Consider the following 24,015-nt stretch of genomic DNA (forward strand, 5'->3'; position numbering starts at 1 on the left):
GATCAGACGGGTTTGAGGAGGGCGAGGAAGGCGGCGGCGATGAGCAGCGCCCAGATGCCGGTGACGAGGGGGCGCGCACGGTTCAGCGTGGCGGCGAGGCTGGCCTCAGCGGCAGCCGCATCCGGCCCGGCAAGCCCCATGAGGGCCGGGCCGAGCGGCTTCAGCACGGCGCGGATGAACAGGCCAAAGGCCGTGCAGCCGGCAAGCGCGAGGAGTTTCAGCGAGAGGAATAGGGGCAAGCTGCCAGAGCCGGCGATATTCCAGACAGCGACCGCCGTGAGGCCGCCGATGAGCAGCCAGCGGATGGCAAGGTCTGCCTGGCGCCAGAGCGCCGGGGCGGCGCCATGCTTCATGTGAATGGCCCAGGCGAGCGCCAGCCAAATGAGCGCAGCGATCCAGACAGCCACAAGCAGCGGCAGGGGCAGGGGCAGGCTGAGCCAGCCTTTGACATGGGCAAGCGTCAGACCTGTCGGGAAAGCCAGGATAAGCGCCGTGCGGGGCGCCATATCGACATCATTGACGACTTTGGCCGCGAGCATGCGGCGGTCAGTGCTGATGCCGGGCTTGATGAGGAAGCGGCTGGTGTAGAAGGCGCCAAGGTCGCCGCCCAGCCAGTAAACGAACACCAGCAGGTGCAGCAGCGTAAAGACGGCAATTTCGGGCATCGGCGGGTCTCGCGATCAAAAGATATATCTTTTAATCGCTCGAACTTTCGCCGGACGCAAGCTCAGCTGTCTGTTTTCCAGTCTTTCTGACGCGCCGTGTTGCGGGTCAGGCGCATATGGTACTGAAAACGGTCAGCCCGGTAATGGGCGGTGATGTCCTGCACGGGGCGGCCATTCTTGTCGCGCATGATGCGATGAATGCGCAGGAGCGGAGAGCCGGGCGCGACACCCAGATTGGCCGCAACGGCGGGCTCTGCCGCTTCTGCCATAATGGTCTGTTCGGCTTCCACAGGCGCGTAGCCGGCCTTCTCCAGAAGCTTGATGAGGGACTCCGTGGCCAACTCATCTTCCGAATAGCCCTCGGAAATATCTTCCGGGACGTAGGTGACAAGATAGGAGAAGGGCTCCCCGCCCAGACGGCGGAGGCGCACGATGCGCTGGACGGAGGCGTTATTGGGCAGCTCCAGAGTTTCGCAGATTGCGGGACTGGCGGACGCCATCGTGCAATCGAGCAGCTGGACTTCCGTTTCGACGCCCATCCGGGTGAGGCCATCGATGAGGTTTTCAAAGGAGCCTTTGACCGTGGGGGCGGCGGCATCGAAGGTGATGACCGTGCCGATGCCGCGCTGGCGGCGCACGAAGCCGGCCACGGCCAGCTCGTTGAGGGCGCGCTTGACGGTGATGCGCGACACGCCGAGCATTTCTGTCAGCTCCTGCTCCGCCGGCAGGCGCATATTGAGGCCCAGTTCGCCGCTGACGATCTTCGCGCGGAGCAGATCATAAATCTGCTGGTAGAGGGGGATGCCGGCATCTTCAGCGATGAGATCGGCAGTCAGGATAAGGGACGAGTCGGCCGCCATGGGGTCGAGAATCCGTTCAAAGTTGAAATGTCTCCGCCACTTATCGGCTGTGCCATGTGGATATGCAATGCGCGTTGGCGCATTCGGCAGGCATTGCTGGCAGCTTGCGCGCCGCCGGAAATTGGATAGCTTGGGCAAAAGATATATCAATTGAGGTGTTCCATGCTCCGATTTGCCCTGACCGGTGTGACTGTTTTGCTTGCCGCGTGCGCTTCGACTGCAGGCGGCGCAGCGCCTGTTGCGGAGACCGCTGTTGCCGAAACGGCGGCCCAGCTCACCGATGCAGACGTGTTCCGGACCTGGATCGAGGCGCGCGCCGGGAATGGGCAACCGGTCCATTGGGTGTCAGAAGGGGCGGTCTACGCTTACCCGTCGGGCGAGAAGATCATGGGAATGGTCGGCTTCGACAGCTCACGCGTGATCTGGCCTGAGGGCGAAGACGGCGAAGTGATCCATCTGACCCGCAAGACCTTCACCTATACAGATCCTGTGACCGGCGAGATTCTGACGGAGCTGAATGGCCAGCCTGTTGTGCCGATTGCCTATCCCTATCAGGTAATCCGTTACCGGATGAAAGACGGCCTGATCTATGCCGATGTGGAGCAGGGCGTTGAGCCGCGGGTGCAGAAGATCGAATCGAAGGATGGCATCATTGCACGCAAGGTGGGCGATAGCTGGGCGTTTACGGCGCCGCTGTTCCTGAACTTTCCGTTGCCGAATGGCGGGCAGTATGAGGCCTGGGAAAACTATGACTTCTTCGTTCACCCCGAGGGCAGCGTGAACCAGCCCTACCAGATGACCTGGCAAAGGCTGGGGGATCTTCCAGCATGGGCGGGCGGCGGCACGGGGATCTATCACCTGTTGAGCCACCGCGTTGATACGGTCGATGCGTTTCCGCCCGCGCTGCTGGCCTGGGCCGAGGCAGAGAAGGCGATGTGGCTGGCGCCGCCGGCAAGCCTGGAGGAAGTTCGCACCCTGCAACAAGGCGAGGGCAGCGCTGGCTTCAGCCAGTAGCGCCGGCGATGCGGCGGACGAAATCTTCCGTATCGTCCCAGATCTTGCCGCCGATGAACAGGCCGGCGGCATTCGTCAGCTCACGGTATTCAACCGACGCGTACATTCCGCAGCTGATATAGGGATCATGCGCCAGCAGGGCCTGAACTTCTTCCAGCGTATCACCCAGCACAAGGAAGGCGGATCCCGTGATCGGGCCACCGCCTGGCGCACGCACGGGGCCTGCCGTGATGAAGCGCTGCCAGTGGCGCTCAATGTGCGCGAAATGCGTCGCCATATGCAGGATGCGCAGCTCTGCTGCGCCGGGGCCGTCGACGCAGGTTACCAGATAGCAGGGCTGTCCCATTTTCGGGACATGGGGTGGGGGCGCTGGTGCAGCCGGCGTGCTCATTTCAGGACGCCGGAGGCGGCGAGCCGGTCGATGACGGCCTGTTGCTGGGAAAGGGCGTCTGCGCGCTGGACCATCTTGCCATCCGGCGTGCGGTTGGGCGGGGCAAGTTCGGTGCTCGCATAGGCCGGGGCGAAAGCCGCCAGCGGCAGGCGCGAGAGCGTGTTGGTCATGCCGGTCTTGCGGCGGGTCTCGCGCAGGGCGGTCAGGTCGAGTACGGCATTGGCGTTCATTGTTTCGCCTGTGCCAGCTTCCCCAAGCGTGCGGCCATACCAGTCCAGCACGATTGACATGCCATCGGTGGAAGCAGCGGGAACCGGCGTGCCGGTGATGCTGGCGGAGTTGGCCGAGACGACATAGGCGATGTTCTCGATCGCGCGGGCCTTCTTGGCGATATGCTTGGGCGTCAGCGAGGGGCTGCCGACTTCGGAGGTCGGGTGGAGCAGGATTTCAGCGCCTTTGAAGGCGTGCATCCGGGCGATCTCGGGATAGAGGATTTCCTCGCTGGCGATGGTGGCAAGGGCGCCGATTTCGGTTTCGACAACGGGGAACACGGCGTCTGCGCCATAGATGTCGAGATATTTGTCCCACACGTCATAGGGGGAGGGCGAATAGAGCGAGATCATGCGGCGGTAGCGCAGCAGGGTGTTGCCGGTGGGGCCGTAGATGACGTTGGACTGGAAGTAGAGTTCGGGGAAGTTCGGGTCCGTCTCGTAATGGTTCGAGCACAGATAAACACCGGTGGTCTGCGCCATCTTCGCCAGCGCATCCGGGAAGGCGCCGTCCATCGGGATGGCAGCCTTGGCCTGCCAGGTTTCGCGCGTTTCGCCCATGGGGAATCCGGTCATCCAGTATTCCGGCAGGACGACGAGTTTCAGGTCATATCCGTTGAAGCCCTTCAGGAAGCCTTTCGACGCCATGATCTGGCCCGTGACGCGGGTGATAGCGGCGTTCATCCGCGCGTGGGAGGCCTCGGGCGTCTTGTCCTGATTGACGGCCTCGCAGACAGTCTGCAGGGCCATGGCTGTATAACGCATCGATTTTGCCTCCCCGGCATTGGCTTTTGATCCGCCGAAAACCGGCAGGAGTGAAGTGGCGGCGGCGCCCATCAGAAGGCCTCGGCGCGTCATTGGCTGGCCTCAGCGAAAGCGGCGGCAACAACGGCAGCGGTCGAGACCTGCAGGCCCTCCATGGCGGCAAGACCCGTCAGCACACGGGCGAGCGCCTCGATCCGGAAGGGCAGGCCCGTGATGTAAGGCGTGAGCGTGAAGCCGAAGCATTGCGCGCCGCGCTCTGGGTGTTCCGCAACGGTTTGCGCGGCGGCCTCCAGGATCTGGTCTGCCCATTCGTCCTCGCTCTGGGAGCGAGTGGACAGAATGAGGAAGTCTGAGAGCTCATAATGGTTAGGCAGGCAGGTCAGCTCGCCTGCGCTGGTCCGCATCGGGAGGGGGCGCTGGTCGCTCTCCCAATCGAGGCAGATCGAGAAGCCCGCTTCGCGGACCAGGTCCGGCGTCTTGAAGGATTCGTTGCGGGCCGGGCTCATCCAGGTGACGGCATCGGGAAGAGCGGCGCGGGTTTCGGCAACAAGCGCGCGTTCTTCTTCTTCGCTGAGGCCGGCATGGTGGATATGGGCGGTAGAAACGCCATGCGCCGCGATTTCGTGACCGCCAGCGCGAATGCGCTCGATCAGCGGGGCATAGCGCCGGGCGATCTCTGCGTTAACCGCAAAGGTGGCTTTCAGGCCAGCAGCTTCCAGTTCCTTCAGTAGGCGGAAGACGCCGACGCGGTTGCCATAGTCGCGTGTCGTATAGTGGCGCAGGTCCGGATAAGGCGTGACCATGGCGCCGGGATGCTTGAAGGGCTTCGCGGGCGGGTCCAGCGGGAAAAATTCCAGCGGGATGGTGATGAAGGCCATCGCCTTGGCGCCGGATTTCAGCTGGACAGGCGGGCGCCGGTCTGCAGGTTGCCAGTCATACCTGTCCTGATCCATGCCATAGGCGCGGTGGGGATAAACGAGAAATTCAGCGGGCTGGGGCAAAGCCGGTTCCTCCGGTGGCGACGCCGCGCGCGGCGATGTCCTTGACGCTTTCATCCCAATAATGGGTGCGGAAATGGTCGGCGATCTCGGCGCCGGTCGTGATCCAGATATCGTCCGAATGCGCTGCAATGTGTTTCAGCGCCTCCTCGAAGATGCGAATCCGGTGAGGCTGGCTGACGAGATAGGCGTGCAGGGGAATGCACATCACGGTGCCGGACTCCTCGCCCTCTTTCAGCAGCTGGTCGAAATGGCGTTTGAGCAGGTCCGTATACCGCTGCGGGCTCCACCCCTGCACGGAGTAGGTGATTACGTCGTTCACCTCGAGCGAATAAGGCATCGAGACGAGTTTGCCGGTCTTGGTCTTCAGTGGCTGGGGCTGGTCGTCCTGGAACAGGTCGCAGGAATACCAGAAATCGTGTTCGGCGATGAGGTCCAGCGTGTTTTCCGTGTGGGTGAGGGCAGGGGCAAGATAGCCGCGAATACGCTGGCCGGTCGCCTGTTCCACGGAGCGGATCGAATCCTCCAGAACAGCGCGCTCCTGCGCTTCATCCATGCCATAGGAATAGCGTGTGTTGTAAATGCCGTGGCTGAAGAACTCCCAGTTGCGGGCAATACAGGCTTCAATGATTTCGGGGTGATGATCGATCAGGCCGATCGACAGCGAGATCGATCCGCGCATGCCGTACTTGTCCATCAGGTCCATCAAGCGCCAATGGCCAATGCGGTTCCCCCAGTCGCGCTGCGAATAGCCGGCAATGTCCGGGTTCGGACGAGGCCAGGGAGACCGCGATGGGTTCACCGGCGGATCGAACTCATAATACTCAATGTTCGGCGCAATCCAGAAGGCGAGCTTCTTGTTGCCCGGCCATCTGATTTTCGGGCGGCCTTCATAGGGCCAGTAATCATAGAGATTGGGATCAGAATGGGTCATGCCGTGTACGCCTTGATCCAGGCTTTGACTTCGGCGACCGGAACCACATCAGCATATTTGATGAGCAGATCTGTCAGGTTGGCGAAGTGGTAGCTCTCATGCTTGTCGGCCACGCATTCGATGGGAACAATCGTGCGGTAGCCCCGGCTGAGCGCGTCAACGGCCGTTGCGCGGATGCAGCCTGATGTGGAGCCGCCAGTGACGACCACCGTATCCACCTTGTGCCAGACAAGGAAGCTTTGCAGCGGCGTTTCAAAAAACGCGCTCGGCATCCGCTTGGTGTAAACCGCATCGACCTTTTCATCTATGGTCAGGCGGTCATCGAATTCATGACGCTCGGAGCCGTATTTGATGTTCTGTAGCGAATCGGGCGTGTTCGTCCGTGTGCCCCATACGCCCGCGTCGGCTGCGTTCTCCATATAGGCAACATGTGTCCAGACAACCGGCAGACCTTTCGCGCGTGCCGCGTTCGAAATGTCGTTGGTATGCTTCATCTGATCAGGGTCGGTGATGTAAGCGGTCTTGGGGTAAAGGTCGGGACGAGTATAGGCTTTTTGCGGATCAACGTTCACGATCGCAATTTTCTCGCCGAAGCCGAATTTTGCACGCGCCGGATTGGCCAGCGTCTCTTCGAAAATCTCGCGGGCCGTTTTGTCGGACCGGATCATGGTGGGTTCTGTGGGATATCCGCTCATGGACAATGATCCTCAACTGGGCAGGTGGTCGGGTTTCAAATGATATATCCTTTTATTCGCGTCGAGCGCCAGACCGGATTTTCCTGTGGGAGGCTGGCATGTGCGTCGTGACTTTGAAACCCGCTCTGACAGCCGTTTGCGCCAGCGTCGCATCAGGAATGGGCATGTGCGCCTCAAGACCGTGCAAAATCTGTCATGAAGGAAATTGACTTTGACCGGACATATTGTAATCAGGGTGACGCAAAAGATATATCATTTGCGAAGGCGGAGGTTGGCTCTGTCTTAAGCTCGGGAGGACCCCATGCGTTTCAGATCTTCACTTTCGGTGAGCGCCAGCCTTGCGGTTCTGCTTGCCGGCTCCAGTTTTTTGCCAGCCGTTGCGCAGGAGGCTGATTCCGACGACACCGACACACGTCGCCTCGGCGCAATTACCGTCATGGCGCAGCGGGTTGAAGAAAACCTGCAAGACGTTCCTGTTGCTGTGACCGCCCTGGACACGGCGATGCTGGAAGACAAGCAGGTCGGCGATCTCCTCGATCTCCAGTCTGTCGTTCCCAACATCAACATGGCGACCAACACCGGCACCGCCAACGCAGCGCGCATCTTCCTGCGCGGCGTGGGGGAAGACGAAAGCCGCGGCGCGGTTGACCAGGCGGTCGGCGTGTATGTCGACGGCGTTTATGTTGGCCGCTCGGTCGGCTCCCTGTTTGATGTGGTCGACCTCGCCGGGATCGAAGTGCTGCGCGGCCCGCAGGGCACGCTTTACGGCAGGAACACCATCGGCGGCGCTGTGAAGCTCACTTCGGTGAAGCCGCAATTCGAGAATTCGGGCGAAGTGCGTACCGTCGCTGGCAACAATGGAAGGTTTGACCTGCGCGGCACGGGCAACCTTCAGGTTGGCGAGAACTCCGCATTCCGCCTGACCGGCCTTCTGCGCGAGCGCGACGGCTTCCATGATGTGATCCCGAACGGCGCGCGCGCTGGGGAAGGTCGTGAAGTTGGTCGCACGCATGTGATGGCGCTGCGTGGCAGCTTCTACACCGAGTTCTCCCCCGAATGGTCGCTGCTCGTTGCCGCTGACCAGACGCTTGACCGCTCTGACCCGATCCCGGACTCGGTTGCGCCAGGCGTCGATGCCGATGGCGATATCTTCACCATCGAGCCGATTCCGGGCGTGACGTGTACGGCGGCTTCTACGGCGATCGGCTGTTTCACGGCCTATGACCAACGCTCCAAATCGTCGGGCATCTCCGCGACCGTCGAAGGCGAGTTTGCTGGCCTCGACTTCACCTCGATCACCGCATACCGCGAACTTGAGGACAACCTGGTTACCCGTATCGGCTCGCCTTATAGCCAGCAGACGGATCAATCCCAGGTGAGCCAGGAGTTTACGCTCGGCGGTTCGGGCGAAAAGCTCGACTGGCTGGTCGGCGCATTCTACTTCGAAGAAGATCTGACGCTCGATTCTGTCTTCATCTTCCCGCACTCGATCGACTTCAGCACCGAATCCTTCGCGCTGTTTGGTCAGGGTACTTACGCGGTGAGCGATGCGCTGAGCGTGACCGGTGGCATTCGTTTCACCACGGAATCGAAAGACTTTTCCGGCGCGAACCTTGCCCTGAACTATACCCGCGACGATAGCGCTGACTTTGACAATGTCAGCTACACGATCGGTGCGGACTATCGCTTCAACGACTCGATGCTCGGCTATGCCAAATACTCGACCGGCTTCAAGTCGGGTGGCTGGTCTCCGGACGCCTTCAGCAGCACCGCTGTGTTCCTGCGGGTGGACGAGGAAACCCTCGACTCCTTCGAGGCGGGCCTGAAGACGGATCTGTTCGACAACAAGGTGCGTCTCAACACGGCAGTTTTCTTCAACAAGTATGAGGGCCTGCAGATTGGTGCGACGGTTCCGGGCCTTGGCTTCACGCGCTTCAACGTCGATGAAACCGAAATCTCCGGCATCGAAGTTGAGGGCGTCTGGCAGGTGACAGACAACTTCCAGATCAACGGCAATCTCGGCCTCCTGAAGGCAGAGTACACCGATATGACCGGCGACCAGGCACGAGGCCTGACGAACAATGGTGCTGGCTGCCCGGCCGGTACGGTTGCGTCGGATGATGCGCAGATCATCGCTTGCGCCATGGGGCTCGAGCTGAAGAACGCTCCGGAATACAAGGCCACGATCGGCGCGCTCTACACGATGCCGTTCTACGATGGAGAGCTGATCTTCTCGGGCGATGTCAGCTTCGAAGACGACTCCTGGAGCCTCGTTGCCAACAACCCGGCGCACGCCCTCAGCGAAATTCCGACGCTGATGAATGCCCGGGTGAAGTATGAAGCGCCTGCCGGTTGGTCGGTTGCAGTCTGGGGCAAGAACCTCGGTGACGAGGCGTACTACCGCGCAACGACGGCTGGCTCCTTCTCGACATATGCATCGGAGCCGCTGACGTATGGCGTCGAACTTGGCTGGAAGTTCTGAGGTCCGCTAACCTCGAACGATCCACCAGACGAACCGGAAAGATCGTCGCCCCACCCCCGTTACGGGCGCGACTTGCAGGTTCACTCCAGAAGCCCGGACTTCGGTCCGGGCTTTTTCTTTTGAGGGTTAGCCGTGGGTGCCGGTGGCCTTGCGATAGGCGTCGGCGGAGAATTCGGTCGTCGAGATGCGATCCCGACCGGCGGCTTTGCTGCGATAGAGCTGCAAGTCCGCCTGCGACACCCACATTTCCGGCGAGAGATCTTGCGTGCAGCGGGCGCTGGCGACACCGATTGAGACGGTAACATAGGGCTGGGCCTGCGAGCGGACATGCGGGATGTTCAGCGTGTGGACCTGATGGCGGATTTCCTGAGCGATCAGCTCGGCTTCTTCCGGGGGCATATTGGGCAGGATACAGGCGAACTCCTCACCGCCATAGCGCGCGGTGGTGTCAGATGCACGCTGCACGACACGCTTCAGGGTTGCGGCGATCATCGCGATGCAGCGATCGCCGGCAGGGTGACCATAGGTGTCGTTGAACTGTTTGAAGAAGTCTATGTCGAGCATGATGACCGACAGCCATTCTTCGCTACGGCCGAGGCGGGCAAATTCGCTGCTCAGCGTACGCTCAAGATGGCGGCGGTTTTTTAGGCCCGTGAGCGCATCCGTGACGGCAAGCTCCGCAAGCTGATCACGTAGATTCTTCAGCTCGATATGATTGCTGACGCGCGCCTTGAGAATGGCAGGCTGGATTGGCTTGGTGACGTAGTCGATGGCGCCGAGGGAGAGGCCTTTCATCTCGTCGGCCGTGTCGCCAAGGCCGGTCGTGAAGATGATCGGGATATCCACGAGATCGGGATCATTCTTCACCCGGCGGCAAACGTCGAATCCGTCCATGCCGGGCATCAGGACATCCAGCAGGACGAGGTCCGGCTGAAGCTCGCGCATCACTTCGATTGCCTGCGTGCCGGAGGTCGCAAAGCAGATCTCGTACCTGTCTTCGAGGATCGCGTTGATGATCTCTATGTTCGAGATTTCGTCGTCGACGATGAGGATGGTGGCTTTCTTCATCATGCTGCACTTTCGTCTTGCGATTGGCTGGCTCCCGCCAGCATGTCCGCAGTCGTTGTCTCGATCATCCTGAGGGCAGTTTCGTAGTCCAGCTTCTCGATGGCTTTGAGAAGCGGGTGGGCGGCGCGGGCGTCACCGGAGAGGCCAGCGGCGGCGGCAAACCGGTCGAAGCTGGCGCGGGCGCCAAGGCTGCGGCGTCTAAGATGTGTTTGCAGCTCGTTCAGCGCGGCCTGAAGCGCTGCCTTGTCCAGGATGGCGGATGGGGCTTCGGCACCGCGTGCGGCGGTGTCATTCAGGCTGCGGGCGGCTTCGACTGCGGGGGTGAGCTGCTTCTCAAGGTCCACGATTGCGCGTTGCGCGCCTGAGACATTGCCCGATGAGAGAAGCGTTTCAATTGTGGAGGCGGCTTCCTGGAGGCCGGAGATTTCCAGAGATCCGGCAACGCCTTTCAGCGTGTGCGCCAGGCGGCGGGCGTCCTGCGCATGGCCCTCGGCGATAAGGCGGCGCATATCCGAAGCGATCGCGGCATAGTTTTCGCCGAAGTTTATGATCAGTTTGCGGAGAAGCGGCGCCTTGCCATTGACACGGCCAAGGGCGGCGGAAAGGTCGAATGGGGGTAGCTCTTCCGGCAGGATGGACTGTTCGGCGGGCCTTGCGGGGCTTGTCTTGCGGCGGGGCTGGGACTTGCCGCGTTCGGTCAGCCAATAGTTCAGCTTGTCGATCAGTTCAGCCGGATCGACGGGCTTGGCAATATGATCATTCATGCCCGCTGCGAAGCAGCGCTTCTTCTCTTCTTCGAAAGCGTGGGCGGTCATCGCGACAATAGGCAGGCGCTCGGGTGTCCAGCTTTCTCGGATGAGGCGTGTCGCTTCGATGCCATCCATTTCCGGCATTTGAACGTCCATCAGTACACAGGCATAATTCTCGCCGCTTTCCATCATCATGCCGCATGCGATGCGGCCATTCTCGGCGCAAGCCGTTCTGAGACCGGCATCGCTGAGCAGTTCAATGGCGATTTCGCGGTTGATCTCATTATCATCCACCACCAGCACGCAGAGGCCTTCAAACTGAGCGGCGATACGTGGGATGGTGCTCGATGGCAGCTCGGCGGGAGGCAGCAGGGACACCGACGAAGCCTGACCGGAGAAGAGATCCGTTATCGTGTCCAGCAGCATGCGGGGGTCGACCGGTTTCGGCAGAAACGCTGAAATGTCTGCCGCGCGCGCTTCCTGAACAAATTCGTCAGCATAATAGGCCGTGACCATGAGCGTGATCGGCATCTTTTCCTGATGCCGCTGCGACCGCATGATCTTGGCAGTTTCCATCCCGTCCATGCCGGGCATCTTCCAGTCGAGCAGGACGAGATCGTAAGGTTTACCGCTCTGCCGGGCGCTTTCCAGCGCGCCGAGCGCTTCCTGGCCGGAGGCAACGAGATCGACCATCATGTCCCAGGTGCCAAAGATTTCCTGAATGATTTGGCGAGCGGCCGGATTGTCGTCAGCCGCCAGCACGCGCAAGGTCTGAACATAGGCGGGCGGGCGATCATCTTCGCGCTGATGCTTGTCTTCCACCGATACCTTGATGCGGAAGGTGAAGGTGCTGCCCGCGCCTGGCGTGCTTTCCACTGCGATATTGCCGCCCATCTGTTCGACGATCTGCCGGCAGATGGCTAGGCCAAGCCCTGTTCCACCGAATTTCCGGGTGGTGGAGCTGTCGGCCTGCGAGAAGGAGTTGAACAGTTTGGCTTGTTGGTCCGCCGACATGCCGATGCCGGTGTCCGCAATGCTAAGCTCCAGCATGACTTCCCGGTCATACGTGGAGGCGACATCGACGCGGACTGTTATCTTGCCGTTTTCCGTGAATTTGACGGCATTGCTGAGCAGATTGAGGACAACCTGATTGAAGCGCAGCTCATCGCCCACGACCTTGTATGGAACAGCCGGAGAGATACGCGTTTCGATCTTCACGCGCTTGTCGTCTGCGTCCATGCCGACCAGATTGATCTGGTTGGCAATCGCCGTGCGCAGATCGAACGGCCTCGCTTCCAGGGTCAGTTTGCCGGCCTCGTTCTTGGAGAAGTCCAAAATATCGTTGATGAGGCGCAGGAGCGAGACGCCGGCATCATTGATCTTTGTTACATGATCTTTCTGCTTCGCCGTAAGCTCGGTGCGCGCAATGAGGTGACAGAAGCCGAGGATCGCATTCATCGGTGTGCGGATTTCATGGCTCATATTGGCCAGGAACAGGCTTTTGGAGCGGTTCGCGTTCTCCGCTTCGCGCGTCCGCTCGGTGAGGGCTTCGTTCTTGATGAGAATTTCTTCGCTCATCTTCCCGATGCGCTCGAAACTCTCCACCAGCTTGTTGCTGATCCATACCAGAACGATGGTCTGGAAGATGACAATTACGGCATGGAGAATTACGCGCTCGATATTGCCTTCCTGCGAGAAGACTGCCGATGGCAGCACATAGAGAAGCAGCAGGTGGTGGATGGAAACGGTGATAGCGCCTGCAATGATCGCCCGCCAATCGCACCAGGCGATTGTGAGGGCCAGCATCGCAAAGAAATACATGTGCATGTCCATCTGCCAGGGATGTCCCGTCAGAAGAAACAGCATCAGCGCCGGTTCACCCATTAGTGCGACGGCGGAAATATAGCGGGTGGCTGGCGCGGTGCCGCTGCGGAGCCAGGAGAAGTGATAGCTGCCTGCAAGAAGTGCGCCTGCAGCGGCTGCCCAGACGGGAGAATGATCTGTTTGTATGGCGATGAACATCAGCGCCGGAACGTGTGCCCACAGAATAATCAGCAGGAACCGGCCAAAGTGCGCCCGAAACGTATCGAGTTCAGCGATCATCAAGAATTCTCTCTGGAGGAAGTTGTGAAGCAGCCGGTCTGAACCGGCGAAGGCAGCACCAGCCAGGCGCCAGCCTCATGTAACTTTTCTGCGAAGTTGGGCGCGCTGGAGGACGCGATTACGGCGTTGGAAAAGCGTGTGAACTTTTGCAGCCCGCCTTGGGCCTCTCCAATAATGTTGATTGTATCGCCGATACTGGAGCCAGGCGGCGCGATCACCAGATATTTGCCATTCGAGGGCGCTGTGGAAAGTGTTGCAATCTGCAACGCAAGCAGGCCAACGATTAGAAGTGCCCCGGCAGGCAGGAAATCGGAGATGCGAACGCGCTCAGCGGAAGGCGCTGCGCGCTCCCCGGCGGTCGTGCCAGTTCTCATCCATCCGATCATTTATCTTTGGCCCAACCTACCGATTTCGATGGTAAGTTGTATGTGAACTAGATTTGGGAATGGTTATCGAATGGCTGTTCGCAGGGCCAGTGTCTTAATACGGCATCAATTTGCGTAAAGAGAACGCCGGACGACCAACCGGATTCTGATGTGTTTTCGGGCGGAATTCCGGCACCTTAGGCAGCAGGGCGGGGTGTGTTCATGGACGCATTGTAGGTGCGCCAGGCGGCCTGGCCGGCCTGATTGTAAGTGTTCATTGCACTGACCATCTGGCGGAACAGGCTCTGATTGCCGAGCTCGGGTGGAAGCAACGGATCGAAGTTGATGGCCCGGATAACGGCTTGACCGATAAGCAGGGACTCGCGCGCCGCGTCGGCCGGCGTCAGGGTCTCAAGGCGTTTGAGGCTCGTGGTCATGGCGTCGATTGCTGCCGCATAAGAAGCTTCAAGTTCCCGGGATGACCAGAGCCGGGGCCAGTTCTGCATTTCGAAGGATGCGATCTGGGAGACGCGCAATATGCTCAGCGCTGAGTCCGCGCCGAGCGCGATGACGTCGTGGTGATGGGTTTCCAGTGGGCGCGCGAGATTTGCCGGGCGTACCCACAGGCCGGCTTCCGCTTCACGGTACCCTGACAGGGCGAGCGCCCTTTCCCGGGTTTTTAGCTGTTTGCGATCGCGCCGGCCCAGATGATGCGTAAGGGCGACGAGCCAGTCGCCATTCCAGTCGACAGCCTTGGATGCCCCCTCCCGCCATTCCTGCACGCGGCGGGTGAGCGCCCGTGCTTTCGGGCCGGGCACATAGACGCCGCGCTCGGGGCTTTCCAGCAGCTCGTCCTTCAGCAGGCGCGTGGCGGCGACGCGGATGGTCGCCGCTTCGATGCCGAAGAGGGCGCCTGCATTGATCAGCCCGGCAATCGACTGCCGGTCGCTGTCGATGCTGCTGATCAGGGACAGGATCAGCGACCGGGCGGAGAGGTCCGCCGGTTTCAGGGGAGTGTAATAATACGAAAATTGACTCATTGCGTCATTTTGGGTAATAAGGGTTTCAGAACACATAATGGGAGGCCGTCCATGCAGTCTTTAGCCAGGATTTCCGATGTCCTGTCAAAAGAGGAGCTCAATGCGCTCCGAGAGAAATCAGACCTCAAGGCACTGGCGACGCTGGTGTGGAACTGGGGGCTGATCGTGGCGGCGTTTGCCATGGCGATCGTGTGGCCTAATCCGCTGACGATCCTGCTCGGCATCGTGATCCTCGGCGGGCGGCAATTGGGGCTGGGTATCATCAACCATGATTGCGCCCACCACGCCTTCTTCAAGAGCAAGGCGGTCGATGAATTTGTCGGCCACTGGCTGGTCGGCGCGCCGATGAATATTTCGCTGGCGGCCTACCGTGCCTACCACCTCAAACATCATCAATATGCCGGCACGCCGGATGATCCGGATATCATCTTCGTGAAGAACTATCCGGTGCCTGCCGAAAGCCTGCGCCGCAAATTCGTGCGTGACCTGACGGGGCGTACTGGCTTCCGTGACACGATGCGGAAGATCAAAAACTTCAAGCTTTCGCGCAACTATCCCTGGCTTGCCTTCCATGTGCTGCTGCTTGGCACGTTGACGCTGGCAGGCGCGCCCTGGGCCTATCTGATGTGGTGGGTGGCGGAGATCTTTGTCTATCCGGCGATCGTTCGTCTACGGCAGATCGGCGAGCATGGCACGGCGCTGGACCGCACAAGCCGCGATGCGCGCCTGAACACCGGCACAACGCTCGCGCCATTCTGGCAGCGCGTTCTGGTGGCGCCGAACAATGTGAACTTTCACCTGGAACACCACCTGTTCGCCCATATTCCGCCCTACAACCTGCGCAAGTTGCACACGCTGCTCGCCAGCCGCGGCTATTTCGAGGGTGTGGACTGTATCTCCAAAGACTATTTCGACGTTATCCGCCGCGCAGTCCGCCGGGATGACGCTCCGCAGATGGTCGCGGCGGAATAGGGCGCGACATTTCCTGAAATCCGAACGCCGCTGGCAGATATCTGCCGGCGGCGCCCATGCCCCTTCCCGCCGGACCGGAGGTGCCCGAGCTGCTCGATTCCGGCGCGTCGCCGGGGCATCTGACAGCGGCTGAAAACGTCCGAGCTTGTCAAATGTCCACCGCTGGGCAAGACAGGACATTCCTTTATTTGACAGGGATTTCCGGTGACCAACAAGTCGAAGCCTGACTTCGAAGCAGAAATCGCGGCCGCCGTGCGGGATGCCGCCGAATTCAAGGGGCAGGGCCGGGCGACCATCAACGATATTGCGCGGATCGCGAAGGTCTCGAAGAAGACCGTTTCGCGCGTCATCAATGACAGTCCGTTGGTCAAGCCGAAGACGCGGGAGGTGATCAGGGCGATCATCGCGGAGCTTGGCTATTCGCCCGATCCGCAGGCCCGCGCGCTGGCGCTGCGCCGTTCGTTTCTTGTCGGGCTGGTGTATGACAATCCGAGCCCGCAATATGTGGTGAACATGCAGCGCGGCATTCTTGATGTGCTGGAGGAGACGGATTTCCAGCTCGTCCTGCGCCCGGTCAGCCGCACGGATGCGCATTATCCTGGCCGCCTGCGCCAGTTCATCCAGCAGCATAAGCCCTTCGGTCTCATCCTGCCGCCCTCGGTCTCCGAAGACGAAGAGCTTGCCGTCATGCTACGCGAAAACGATGTGGATTATGTCCGCATTGCTTCGGGCGTTCTGGACGAGCCGGGCCGGATGATCCTTACGCATGACAGCGAGGGCGCCGCTCAGGTGGCCCGTCATCTCTGCGCGCTGGGGCACACCGATATTGCCCACATACATGGCCCGGAATCCTTCCGGTCCGCGCATGAGCGCCGCAATGGATTCCAGCGTGGCTTGTCCGAGGCGGGCCGGGAGCTGTTCCCGGAACTGACAGTCGAGGCAGGCTACACCTTCGATTCCGGGCTGCAGGCGATGGAGCGCCTGCTCTATGGCAAGCGCCGCCCGACGGCGGTGTTCGCGGGCAATGACGAGATGGCGACGGGCGCCTGCGTGGCCGTGCGCAAGGCGGGGCTGCGCATTCCGGAAGATGTTTCCATCGTCGGCTTTGACGATACACCGATCGCGGGCCGTCTCTGGCCTGCGCTCACCACCGTGCGCCTGCCGGTCCGCGAGATGGGCAAGGCGGCGGCGCGCCTGTTGCTGGATCAGGCAGCCGGAGTAGAGCCCGAAGAAATGATAAGCTTCACGCCGGAAATCGTGGTGCGCGACTCCTCGGCCGCCGCTCCGCGTCGCTGAGTATTCCTGCAATCCAGTTTCACGCCGGACATCCGATAACAGCTTGCAGCCTCTGGAGAGGAGACGCGACGCCGGGGGATGGTACGGATATGATCAGTTACATGCGGAAATAATCGGCCCGCTGGATCGGGTCGACCAGCTGCTTCACCGCACCAGTCTTGCCCTGAGCCATCCCTATGATGCCTTTGGATGAGGCAACACAAAAATACATCTTTCGCAAAACGGATGTGCAGCGTCACCGTTAAGAGGCTGCACCTGTAATGGATGCAGCGAATTGCAAACTAACAGACTCAGGTTTTCGCAACCGTAGGTCAGCCCGGCCAACTGATTCAATCAATTGCAGGGGGATTTTCGACAGGTTAACGCCATGGTTCGGCAGTCGATCTGGTTTCCGCCTCTGTATTCCGGATCGGCAATTGGCTAGGTGACGGTTATGTATTCAGAGCGTCTGGACTGGGACACATTGCGCGTATTCCGCGTGGTCGCGGAGCTTCGCAGCATGAGTGGTGCTGCGGCGCGGCTTGGCGAATCTCCGCCCACTATCAGCCGCAAGATCGACGACCTGGAAGCCAATCTGGGCGCGCAGTTGCTGATCCGCTCCACGCGCGGTGTTGAGTTGACTGATGCGGGCCGCGTTGTGCTGCGCTACGCGCACCAGATGGCTGATGCCGCCGACGTGCTCAGCGATCAGGCTGGCGCTAAACGGGCGTCTGTCGAAGGCCGCATTGTCATGTCCACGGGTGATGGCATTGGGCCTTACTGGCTGGCCGCCCGGATGCATGAGTTCCAGGAGGCGAACCCCCGGGTCCAGATACGGATGATCGTCAAGGACGAACCCGCTGACGTTCTCAACGGCGAGGCCGATATCGCCCTCCATTTCAGTGAACCCAAGAGCCATGAGCTGCTGACCCACAAGCTCGGCGTCCAGCATTATATCGGCTTTGCCGCGCGCGATTATTTCGCCGGCAGAAAGCCGCCTGAAAGCCTGTTCGAATATTACAAGCATCGCTGCCTGATGCACTCATCCTATGTAAATCAGGTCGAGCGCTGGGCGCCCAAGATGTCCGAGCTGCGCCGGATGATCGATTACGCTTTCATCTCCAATTCCGGTACGGCGCTGATCCAATCCTGTGCCGAAGGGGGCGGGGTCGCGATCCTGCCGTCCTTCGTCGCCGCGATGGAAGACCGCATCGTTCCGCTGGATCTTCCGGAGATCGCGCCCATCCAATTCTGGGTGGTCTATACGGAGCGTTTCCGCAGGCTCCCGGAAGGACAGGCCTTTGTGGACTGGCTGCGCAAACGGTTTGAACAACCAGATGCGATCTGGTTCCGCGAGGAATTCATCCATCCGCGTGAAATCCTGTCCAACGTCCACATTTTCCCTGGCGCCGCCGGCAAGCGCTGAAGTTGGCGTTCACCGCGCCGACCCGGTGCCATTGCGCACCGGTGTGTCGGCGTCCTATGATCCCCCGCACCGTTCATCCGAGCATTGGCGTTGCCTGAGGGGGATATCATCAACACGACTGACAGGCGCCCGGCAACTATTGTTGATGTCGCCCGGGAAGCGGGCGTTTCCTTCAAGACTGTGAGCCGCGTCCTGAATGGCGAGCCGAACGTGCGCGTCGAAACACGCACGCGCGTCATGGAGGCTGTCGGTCGTCTCGGATATCGCGCCAACCAATACGCGAGAAGCCTCAGGGCAGGGCAAAGCCGTCTTATCGGAGTGTTCTACACGAATCCTTCGCGGAACTATCTTGGAGAGATCCAGATCGGCGCGCTTCAGCGCGGCAATGCCGAAGGGTTCAGCATTGCATTTGAACAGCTTGCGGAAGAAGAGGGCGGGGCAGCCATCCTCCCGCGCGGCGGCGCAGAACTTGCCGGCGCCATCCTAACACCGCCGCTCACGGAAGATATCGTCCTCATGCAAAGCCTGGCTGCCGCTGGCACGCCGTTCGTGCGCCTCTCTCACACCGAAGCAGATGGCGAAACCGGCCGTGTAACGATGGATGACATTGGCGCCGCTCACGAAGTCGCCGAGCACCTTATCGCGCTCGGGCATCGTCGAATTGGTTTCATCGCCGGGCCTCCATCTCATCCCCAGTCGCTGTTGCGTGAGAATGGCTTCCGTGCGGGCTTGGCCGCGCACGGCCTTACGCTTGAGGATGCCCTGATCGTTCGGGGTAATTTCGACTTTGAGTCCGGCCTCCGCGCCGCCGGCCAGCTTCTGGCGCTCGCGGAGCGGCCCACGGCCATATTTGCCAGCAATGATGATATGGCCGCCGCCGTACTCACCGCCGCCTACCGGTCCGGCCTGCGCGTGCCCCAGCAGTTGTCGGTGGTCGGCTTCGACGATACGCCTCTTGCCTCTATCGTTTATCCTGCACTGACATCGGTCGCTCAGCCGAGCCGTGAAATGGCGTCTGTGGCGGTCGGCATGTTGCTGGACAAGACTGCTTCTGAGGCGCCGCAGGCGGCCTGCCTCCCACACAGGCTGGTGGTGCGGGAAACAACCGCAGCGCCGGAGGCCTGACGAGCCAGTTCCCTGCGCGCTGGCTTTCGTGTAAGCGCCGGGCCATGAACACGATCCAGCCCCTCCCGCACATCGCCGCCACGAAACCCTATGTTCCGGGCGGCAAGCTGCATGGCGCCAAGGGGCCTGTGGCAATGCTGGCGTCCAACGAAAATCCCTTTGGGCCTAGCCCCAGGGCGATTGAGGCGGCCCGCGCGGTGATCGGCGCATCGCATGTCTATCCCGATCCCGATTACGGCGCCCTGCGCAGCGCGATCGCTGCCGCCAAAGGTATCGCGGACGTGTCCCGCGTGGTTCAGGCCGCGGGCTCGGATGAACTGATCCACCTGCTCACCCAGTGCTATGCAGGCCCCGGCGACGAAGTCCTGTTCACCGAACATGCCTTCTCGATGTACCGCGTCTCGGCAGGTGCCCACGGCGCCACGCCTGTCACCGCGCCGGAAACGGACATGACCGCCGGCGTCAACGCGATCCTCGGCTCGGTCACCGCGCGCACGAAAATCCTGTTTCTCGCCAATCCGAACAACCCCACCGGCACGATGCTCTCGATAGCCGAGTTGCAGTCCCTTCAGGATGCCCTGCCGCCGCATGTGCTGTTCGTCGTCGATGGCGCCTATTCGGAATATCTCGGCCCCGCTTACGAGGCAGAGCTGCGCGACCTGGTCGACCGGCGCGACAACACGGTGATGATCCGTACTTTCTCGAAAATCTATGGTCTCGCCGCCATGCGTCTTGGCTGGGCCTACATGCCCGCTGCCATCGCGCAGATCTATCAGCGCATTCGCGGGCCGTTCAATGTCAGCTCCATGGCCGCCGCCGCCGGTATCGCATCTGTCGGCGACGAAGAGTTCCTCACCATGTCGCGCGACCATAATACGAAGTGGCGCGCGATCATGACAGACGCGCTCAACGCCATGGGCCTTTCGACGCCGGTTTCCCACGCCAACTTCATCGTGTCGGAATTCGGCACCGCCGAGCGCGCGGCCGCTGCCAACCAGCACCTCAAGGATAACGACATCCTCGTGCGTGCCATCGGCGGCTATGGCCTGCCCACCAAGCTGCGCACGTCGGTCGGAAGCGCTGAAGACAACCAGCGCTTCCTCGATGCGCTCAAGGCCTTCACTGCCCGGCGTTGATATTGTCGATCAGGCGGGTCTTGCCCATCCAGGCGGCCACCAGCATCCGCGCGGGCGTGCCTGGTTCCAGCGGCTGATCCACGGGCAGCGCCTGTAATGTGGCCGGGTCCACCAGCGTCACATAGTCGATCTTGCGGAACCCTGCCTTGCCCAGCAGCGCTTCGGCCTCGGCCATCGCTTCGCCGGGCAGGGTGCCCAGCGCCAGGCGCGTCCTGGCGCGGTGCATTGCGGCATAGATCGCGCCCGCCGTGCGACGTTCCTCTGGGGAAAGATAAAGATTACGCGATGACTGGGCGAGGCCGTCCGCATCGCGCTGGGTCTCGCCCCCGATGATCTCGATCGGGAAACCCAGATCGCGCACCATCCGGCGGATCACCTGCAGCTGCTGGTAATCCTTCTCCCCGAACACGGCCACATCGGGCTGCGTGTGGAGGAAGAGGCGGGCGACCACGGTTGCCACGCCATAGAAGAAGTGCGGCCTGTAGATTCCGTCCAGCAAATCGGAAAGCGATTCGACGCGGACGTTCGTCACCGATCCTTCGGGATACATTTCTGCAACACTGGGCAGATAAACCGCGTCGCAGTTCACGCTCGCAAGTTTCGCAATGTCTTCGGTTTCGTGCCGTGGATAGGTGTCGAAATCCTCGCCTGGCGCGAACTGGGTCGGGTTGACGAAAATGCTCGCAATCGTGCGCGTGGCTTTTTCCTGAGCCTTTTCAATGAGCGAGAGGTGCCCCCCATGCAGCGCCCCCATGGTGGGGACGAAACCGACGGTTTCACCTGCCTGTTTCCAGGCCCTTACCCGCGCCTGCAGCTCGCTGCGTGTGCGGATGATCTCTACTAAGTTTTCTTTCGTGGAATTCACTTTCCAGATGCCCTGCTTCAGGATGAAGTTAATGCGTTGTTAACCCATACGCGGGAATTTTACAGACATGACCCAGCGCATCGTTACCACCCTCCGCTCGCTCGCACTCTTTGGTGCAGTTTCGCTTGGCCTGCGCAAGGCAAACGTCGCGGAAAGGCATCCCGAACCCATTCGGGGCAGCTTCCGCACCGAGGATGAACACGATACTTGGCTGTTCGATCGGCCTGAGACCAACCTCGCCTCCGGTGCTTATATGCTGGAGCAGGAGTATTCCCGCGTATCTGGTGCTCTTTCGGCGCTTCGCGGCGTACTGTCCAGCCTTGCCCGCGTCCCGGAGGCTGCAGAAATGGCGTATGCCGCGCCTTCCGATGCGCCGCTCGCGATCGACCCGATGCTTTTCGACGAAGATCGCGCGCCTATCCCGGTGCTCACCAACGTTGTTCCATTTGAGGATGACGACCTCTTTGTCGAACATACCTTCGCCCTGCCGCGTACGGCCAACTCGGTCGCGATGCCTGTCGAAGCGCTTCCGCGCGTCGCCTGAAGCAAGTTGTTTGACCGGCGGCATATGTTTTCCGCCGGAGGTTCTGTGGAGTTCCCAGGATGCCCGCCGACGGCGTCGCTCATCTGAGTCGTGTTGCCGGTGGGGGCCTTGAGGCGCCCGCCCGCGACGCGCGTGTGATTGTCATCGGCAATGAAAAGGGCGGTGCCGGCAAGTCCACGGTTTCGATCCACCTCTCCGTTGCGCTCCTGCGGACCGGCAAGAAGGTCGGCGTGATCGATCTCGATGTCCGCCAGCGCTCGCTGACTCGCTATCTCGAAAACCGTGTCCGCTGGGCCCAGACAACTGGCGCCACGCTTGTCATGCCGGAGATCGTGCGCGTCGAGGCCAGCCAGGAGCGGGATCTCGACCGCGCCGAAGCCGAAGAGAGCGAACGCTTCAATCTCGGCCTCGCGCGCCTCAAGCAGACCTGCGATTTCATCATCGTCGATGCGCCCGGCGGCGATACCTTCCTGTCCCGCCTCGCGCACCGCAGCGCCGACACGCTGATCACCCCGCTAAATGACAGCTTCGTCGATTTCGACCTGCTGGGAGACGTGAACCCCCAGACGCTCGAAGTCGTCCGCCCCAGCTTCTACTCCGAAATGGTGTGGGACTGCCGGAAGAAGAAAGCCCAGTCGAGCCGCCGCCCGATTGATTGGGTGGTGATGCGTAACCGCATGTCGCCGCTGGCGGCCCGCAACAAGGAACGTGTCGGTGGCGCGCTGGAAAACCTTTCCCGCCGCATTGGCTTCCGCCTGGCGCCGGGCCTCTCCGAGCGCGTGATCTACCGCGAGCTGTTCCCTGCAGGTCTCACCCTGCTGGACCTCACCGAAGAGGGCTCCAACGTCGCCTTCTCGATGAGCCACAAGGCCGCCCGCCAGGAAATGCGCGATCTCGTCATCGTGCTCCAGCTGCCCGAGCTTGCCGGCGCCACGATCGATTTCTGATCGTCCTGGCGTCACGCTTGCCAGCCTCCGGCGGCTGCCTTACCCCTTGATCGATAGAATGACCTGCCACCAGGGCGGGCATATCCTTTTTGGGGGGAAACCAATGAGCCAGACTGAAGTCCACGGCGCCGTGGAGGCGCGCTTTGCGTCCGTGCGCGATGCCTTCGCGCAGAACTTTGCAAACGGCCAGGAAAACGGTGCCTGCTTCTGCATGACGCTGGACGGCAAACCCGTGATTGACATCTGGGCCGGCTATGCCGACGAGGCGCAGGCGCGCCCCTGGCAGCAGGACACGCTGGTCAATGTCTACTCCACCACCAAGACGATGACGGCACTGACGGCGCTCTACCTTGCCGACAAGGGCGCGCTGAAATTTGAGGACCCGGTTGCAAAATACTGGCCGGAATTTGCCGCCAACGGCAAAGCGGACGTGACCGTCGCCCATCTGATGAGCCATTCGGCCGGCCTCTCCGGCTGGAAGGCGCCGATGACGCGGGAAGACCTTTACGACTGGGAGAAAGCCACCAGCCTGCTCGCCGCGCAGGCGCCTTACTGGCAGCCGGGCAGCGCGCCGGGCTACCACGCGATGACGCAGGGCTATCTCGTCGGCGAAGTCATCCGCCGCGTGGCGGGCGAAACGGTCGGCACGGTCTTCCGCAAGGAAATTGCCGGGCCCATCGGCGCAGACTTTCATATCGGCCTTCCGGCCACGGAAGATTATCGCGTTGCCGATCTCACGCCTCCACCCGCCGGTTCGGCGATGGGGGATGGCGCCGTCGATCCGCTGATCCTCAACCTGATGAACCCGCCCATCGATCCGATGGACACGCGCACCCGCGCCTGGCGCGCCGCTGAAATCCCCGCGGCTGGCGGCACAGGCAATGCCCGCTCGGTCGCCCTCGTCCACACCATCCTCGCCAATGGCGGGGCGGCAAACGGCAAGCAGATCATGTCCGAGGCTGGCTGCCGCAAGGCGCTGGAATTCCAGATCGAGGGGGAAGACAAGATCCTGAAAGTGCCCGTCCGCTACGGTCTCGGCTTCGGCCTGCCGGGGGGCATTGCCAATTTCCCCAATCCGAACACGATCTACTGGGGCGGCTATGGCGGCTCCCTCGCCGTGATCGACATGGACCAGCGCGCCACCTACGCCTACGCCATGAACAAGATGGCCCCCACCACCACCGGAGACCTGCGCGCCTTCGGCATGCTGATGGCCGCCTGGCAGGTCTTCATGGCGGGGTAGGGCGCCGTTGGAGTATTTGGCGTCCCGTTGGAGTTTTCTTGGCGTTTCCCGCAAAAAACTCCAACGCCGCAGCCCCCTCGGCTC

22 protein-coding genes are annotated in these 24,015 nt (G+C 61.2%); 10 read left to right on the forward strand and 12 right to left on the reverse strand.

What is annotated here, in order from left to right:
* Positions 1 to 2: 2 nt before the first annotated feature.
* Both K1X12_RS08565 and K1X12_RS08570 read right to left on the reverse strand, forming a co-directional pair.
* Positions 3 to 665, reverse strand: a complete 663-nt coding sequence (locus K1X12_RS08565) for a hypothetical protein (protein ID WP_220987189.1) — start codon at positions 663 to 665, stop codon at positions 3 to 5.
* A gap of 62 nt (positions 666 to 727) precedes the next feature.
* Positions 728 to 1,525, reverse strand: a complete 798-nt coding sequence (locus tag K1X12_RS08570) for a GntR family transcriptional regulator (protein ID WP_220987190.1) — start codon at positions 1,523 to 1,525, stop codon at positions 728 to 730.
* Positions 1,526 to 1,687: 162 nt separating this feature from the next.
* On the opposite strand from K1X12_RS08570, the gene K1X12_RS08575 reads away from it, so the two are divergent.
* Positions 1,688 to 2,539 carry a DUF1838 family protein gene (locus K1X12_RS08575; RefSeq protein ID WP_220987191.1) on the forward strand — a complete coding sequence of 284 codons (852 nt, stop codon included), beginning with the start codon at positions 1,688 to 1,690 and terminating at the stop codon, positions 2,537 to 2,539.
* Here the strand turns inward: K1X12_RS08575 and K1X12_RS08580 are convergent.
* From K1X12_RS08580 to K1X12_RS08600, 5 genes are read right to left on the reverse strand one after another with little or no spacing between them, the layout of a single operon-like run.
* On the reverse strand, positions 2,529 to 2,930 hold the full coding sequence (locus tag K1X12_RS08580) for a YciI family protein (RefSeq protein ID WP_220987192.1): 402 nt from the start codon (positions 2,928 to 2,930) through the stop codon (positions 2,529 to 2,531). The genes K1X12_RS08575 and K1X12_RS08580 overlap by 11 nt on opposite strands.
* On the reverse strand, positions 2,927 to 4,057 hold the full coding sequence (locus K1X12_RS08585; protein ID WP_220987193.1) for a nitrilase-related carbon-nitrogen hydrolase: 1,131 nt from the start codon (positions 4,055 to 4,057) through the stop codon (positions 2,927 to 2,929). The genes K1X12_RS08580 and K1X12_RS08585 overlap by 4 nt, the downstream gene beginning before the upstream one ends.
* Positions 4,054 to 4,965, reverse strand: a complete 912-nt coding sequence (locus K1X12_RS08590; RefSeq protein ID WP_220987194.1) for a polysaccharide deacetylase family protein — start codon at positions 4,963 to 4,965, stop codon at positions 4,054 to 4,056. Before K1X12_RS08590 ends, K1X12_RS08585 begins: the two co-directional genes overlap by 4 nt.
* Complete coding sequence (locus K1X12_RS08595; protein WP_220987195.1) at positions 4,949 to 5,896, reverse strand: polysaccharide deacetylase family protein; 948 nt, start codon at positions 5,894 to 5,896, stop codon at positions 4,949 to 4,951. The genes K1X12_RS08590 and K1X12_RS08595 overlap by 17 nt, the downstream gene beginning before the upstream one ends.
* Positions 5,893 to 6,564, reverse strand: coding sequence for an isochorismatase family protein (locus tag K1X12_RS08600; protein ID WP_439649734.1), 672 nt, complete (start codon positions 6,562 to 6,564; stop codon positions 5,893 to 5,895). Before K1X12_RS08600 ends, K1X12_RS08595 begins: the two co-directional genes overlap by 4 nt.
* Positions 6,565 to 6,892: 328 nt before the next feature.
* Between K1X12_RS08600 and K1X12_RS08605 the strand changes: the two genes are divergently transcribed.
* Positions 6,893 to 9,073, forward strand: a complete 2,181-nt coding sequence (locus K1X12_RS08605) for a TonB-dependent receptor (protein ID WP_220987197.1) — start codon at positions 6,893 to 6,895, stop codon at positions 9,071 to 9,073.
* Between the two features lie 126 nt (positions 9,074 to 9,199).
* Here the strand turns inward: K1X12_RS08605 and K1X12_RS08610 are convergent, their stop codons facing one another.
* The 4 genes from K1X12_RS08610 to K1X12_RS08625 all read right to left on the reverse strand — a co-directional run bounded on the left by K1X12_RS08610 (position 9,200) and on the right by K1X12_RS08625 (position 14,398).
* Complete coding sequence (locus K1X12_RS08610; RefSeq protein WP_220988838.1) at positions 9,200 to 10,141, reverse strand: diguanylate cyclase; 942 nt, start codon at positions 10,139 to 10,141, stop codon at positions 9,200 to 9,202.
* Complete coding sequence (locus tag K1X12_RS08615; protein ID WP_220987198.1) at positions 10,141 to 12,993, reverse strand: response regulator; 2,853 nt, start codon at positions 12,991 to 12,993, stop codon at positions 10,141 to 10,143. The genes K1X12_RS08610 and K1X12_RS08615 overlap by 1 nt, the downstream gene beginning before the upstream one ends.
* Positions 12,993 to 13,367, reverse strand: coding sequence for a hypothetical protein (locus tag K1X12_RS08620; RefSeq protein ID WP_220987199.1), 375 nt, complete (start codon positions 13,365 to 13,367; stop codon positions 12,993 to 12,995). The genes K1X12_RS08615 and K1X12_RS08620 overlap by 1 nt, the downstream gene beginning before the upstream one ends.
* Before the next feature lie 188 nt (positions 13,368 to 13,555).
* Positions 13,556 to 14,398: a hypothetical protein gene (locus K1X12_RS08625; RefSeq protein WP_225907923.1), complete on the reverse strand. Its 843-nt coding sequence runs from the start codon at positions 14,396 to 14,398 to the stop codon at positions 13,556 to 13,558.
* A gap of 51 nt (positions 14,399 to 14,449) precedes the next feature.
* Between K1X12_RS08625 and K1X12_RS08630 the strand changes: the two genes are divergently transcribed.
* From K1X12_RS08630 to hisC, 5 genes are all read left to right on the forward strand, one after another.
* Complete coding sequence (locus tag K1X12_RS08630) at positions 14,450 to 15,370, forward strand: fatty acid desaturase family protein (RefSeq protein WP_220987200.1); 921 nt, start codon at positions 14,450 to 14,452, stop codon at positions 15,368 to 15,370.
* A 252-nt stretch (positions 15,371 to 15,622) separates the two neighbouring features.
* Positions 15,623 to 16,666: a LacI family DNA-binding transcriptional regulator gene (locus K1X12_RS08635; protein ID WP_220988840.1), complete on the forward strand. Its 1,044-nt coding sequence runs from the start codon at positions 15,623 to 15,625 to the stop codon at positions 16,664 to 16,666.
* Between the two features lie 433 nt (positions 16,667 to 17,099).
* Positions 17,100 to 18,071 carry a LysR family transcriptional regulator gene (locus tag K1X12_RS08640; protein ID WP_220987201.1) on the forward strand — a complete coding sequence of 324 codons (972 nt, stop codon included), beginning with the start codon at positions 17,100 to 17,102 and terminating at the stop codon, positions 18,069 to 18,071.
* A 90-nt stretch (positions 18,072 to 18,161) separates the two neighbouring features.
* Positions 18,162 to 19,196, forward strand: coding sequence for a LacI family DNA-binding transcriptional regulator (locus K1X12_RS08645; RefSeq protein WP_220987202.1), 1,035 nt, complete (start codon positions 18,162 to 18,164; stop codon positions 19,194 to 19,196).
* A 44-nt stretch (positions 19,197 to 19,240) separates the two neighbouring features.
* Positions 19,241 to 20,332 (forward strand): histidinol-phosphate transaminase, encoded by a 1,092-nt coding sequence (gene hisC, locus K1X12_RS08650; RefSeq protein WP_220987203.1) that lies wholly within the window; start codon positions 19,241 to 19,243, stop codon positions 20,330 to 20,332.
* Here hisC and panC read toward each other — a convergent pair.
* Entirely contained in the window at positions 20,316 to 21,197 is an 882-nt protein-coding gene (panC, locus tag K1X12_RS08655; protein ID WP_220987204.1) for a pantoate--beta-alanine ligase, read from the reverse strand. The genes hisC and panC overlap by 17 nt on opposite strands.
* A 67-nt stretch (positions 21,198 to 21,264) precedes the next feature.
* Here panC and K1X12_RS08660 point away from each other — a divergent pair, with 67 nt between their 5' ends.
* The 3 genes from K1X12_RS08660 to K1X12_RS08670 all read left to right on the forward strand — a co-directional run bounded on the left by K1X12_RS08660 (position 21,265) and on the right by K1X12_RS08670 (position 23,931).
* The gene (locus tag K1X12_RS08660; RefSeq protein WP_220987205.1) at positions 21,265 to 21,741 is read left to right on the forward strand and encodes a hypothetical protein; all 477 of its coding nucleotides are present in this window, start codon (positions 21,265 to 21,267) and stop codon (positions 21,739 to 21,741) included.
* A gap of 59 nt (positions 21,742 to 21,800) precedes the next feature.
* Positions 21,801 to 22,688 carry a division plane positioning ATPase MipZ gene (locus K1X12_RS08665; RefSeq protein ID WP_225907924.1) on the forward strand — a complete coding sequence of 296 codons (888 nt, stop codon included), beginning with the start codon at positions 21,801 to 21,803 and terminating at the stop codon, positions 22,686 to 22,688.
* Positions 22,689 to 22,791: 103 nt separating this feature from the next.
* On the forward strand, positions 22,792 to 23,931 hold the full coding sequence (locus K1X12_RS08670; protein ID WP_220987206.1) for a serine hydrolase domain-containing protein: 1,140 nt from the start codon (positions 22,792 to 22,794) through the stop codon (positions 23,929 to 23,931).
* Positions 23,932 to 24,015 lie beyond the last annotated feature (84 nt).

It is taken from the genome of Hyphomonas sediminis, assembly GCF_019679475.1.
Lineage (GTDB): Bacteria > Pseudomonadota > Alphaproteobacteria > Caulobacterales > Hyphomonadaceae > Hyphomonas > Hyphomonas sediminis.

Coding starts and splice junctions, on each gene's coding strand:
- K1X12_RS08565 (WP_220987189.1), bottom strand. CDS start 665: ATGCCCGAAATTGCCGTCTTTACGCTGCTGCACCTGCTGGTGTTCGTT.
- K1X12_RS08570 (WP_220987190.1), bottom strand. CDS start 1,525: ATGGCGGCCGACTCGTCCCTTATCCTGACTGCCGATCTCATCGCTGAA.
- K1X12_RS08575 (WP_220987191.1), top strand. CDS start 1,688: ATGCTCCGATTTGCCCTGACCGGTGTGACTGTTTTGCTTGCCGCGTGC.
- K1X12_RS08580 (WP_220987192.1), bottom strand. CDS start 2,930: ATGAGCACGCCGGCTGCACCAGCGCCCCCACCCCATGTCCCGAAAATG.
- K1X12_RS08585 (WP_220987193.1), bottom strand. CDS start 4,057: ATGACGCGCCGAGGCCTTCTGATGGGCGCCGCCGCCACTTCACTCCTG.
- K1X12_RS08595 (WP_220987195.1), bottom strand. CDS start 5,896: ATGACCCATTCTGATCCCAATCTCTATGATTACTGGCCCTATGAAGGC.
- K1X12_RS08600 (WP_439649734.1), bottom strand. CDS start 6,564: ATGATCCGGTCCGACAAAACGGCCCGCGAGATTTTCGAAGAGACGCTG.
- K1X12_RS08605 (WP_220987197.1), top strand. CDS start 6,893: ATGCGTTTCAGATCTTCACTTTCGGTGAGCGCCAGCCTTGCGGTTCTG.
- K1X12_RS08610 (WP_220988838.1), bottom strand. CDS start 10,141: ATGAAGAAAGCCACCATCCTCATCGTCGACGACGAAATCTCGAACATA.
- K1X12_RS08615 (WP_220987198.1), bottom strand. CDS start 12,993: ATGATCGCTGAACTCGATACGTTTCGGGCGCACTTTGGCCGGTTCCTG.
- K1X12_RS08620 (WP_220987199.1), bottom strand. CDS start 13,367: ATGAGAACTGGCACGACCGCCGGGGAGCGCGCAGCGCCTTCCGCTGAG.
- K1X12_RS08625 (WP_225907923.1), bottom strand. CDS start 14,398: ATGAGTCAATTTTCGTATTATTACACTCCCCTGAAACCGGCGGACCTC.
- K1X12_RS08630 (WP_220987200.1), top strand. CDS start 14,450: ATGCAGTCTTTAGCCAGGATTTCCGATGTCCTGTCAAAAGAGGAGCTC.
- K1X12_RS08640 (WP_220987201.1), top strand. CDS start 17,100: ATGTATTCAGAGCGTCTGGACTGGGACACATTGCGCGTATTCCGCGTG.
- hisC (WP_220987203.1), top strand. CDS start 19,241: ATGAACACGATCCAGCCCCTCCCGCACATCGCCGCCACGAAACCCTAT.
- K1X12_RS08660 (WP_220987205.1), top strand. CDS start 21,265: ATGACCCAGCGCATCGTTACCACCCTCCGCTCGCTCGCACTCTTTGGT.
- K1X12_RS08665 (WP_225907924.1), top strand. CDS start 21,801: ATGCCCGCCGACGGCGTCGCTCATCTGAGTCGTGTTGCCGGTGGGGGC.
- K1X12_RS08670 (WP_220987206.1), top strand. CDS start 22,792: ATGAGCCAGACTGAAGTCCACGGCGCCGTGGAGGCGCGCTTTGCGTCC.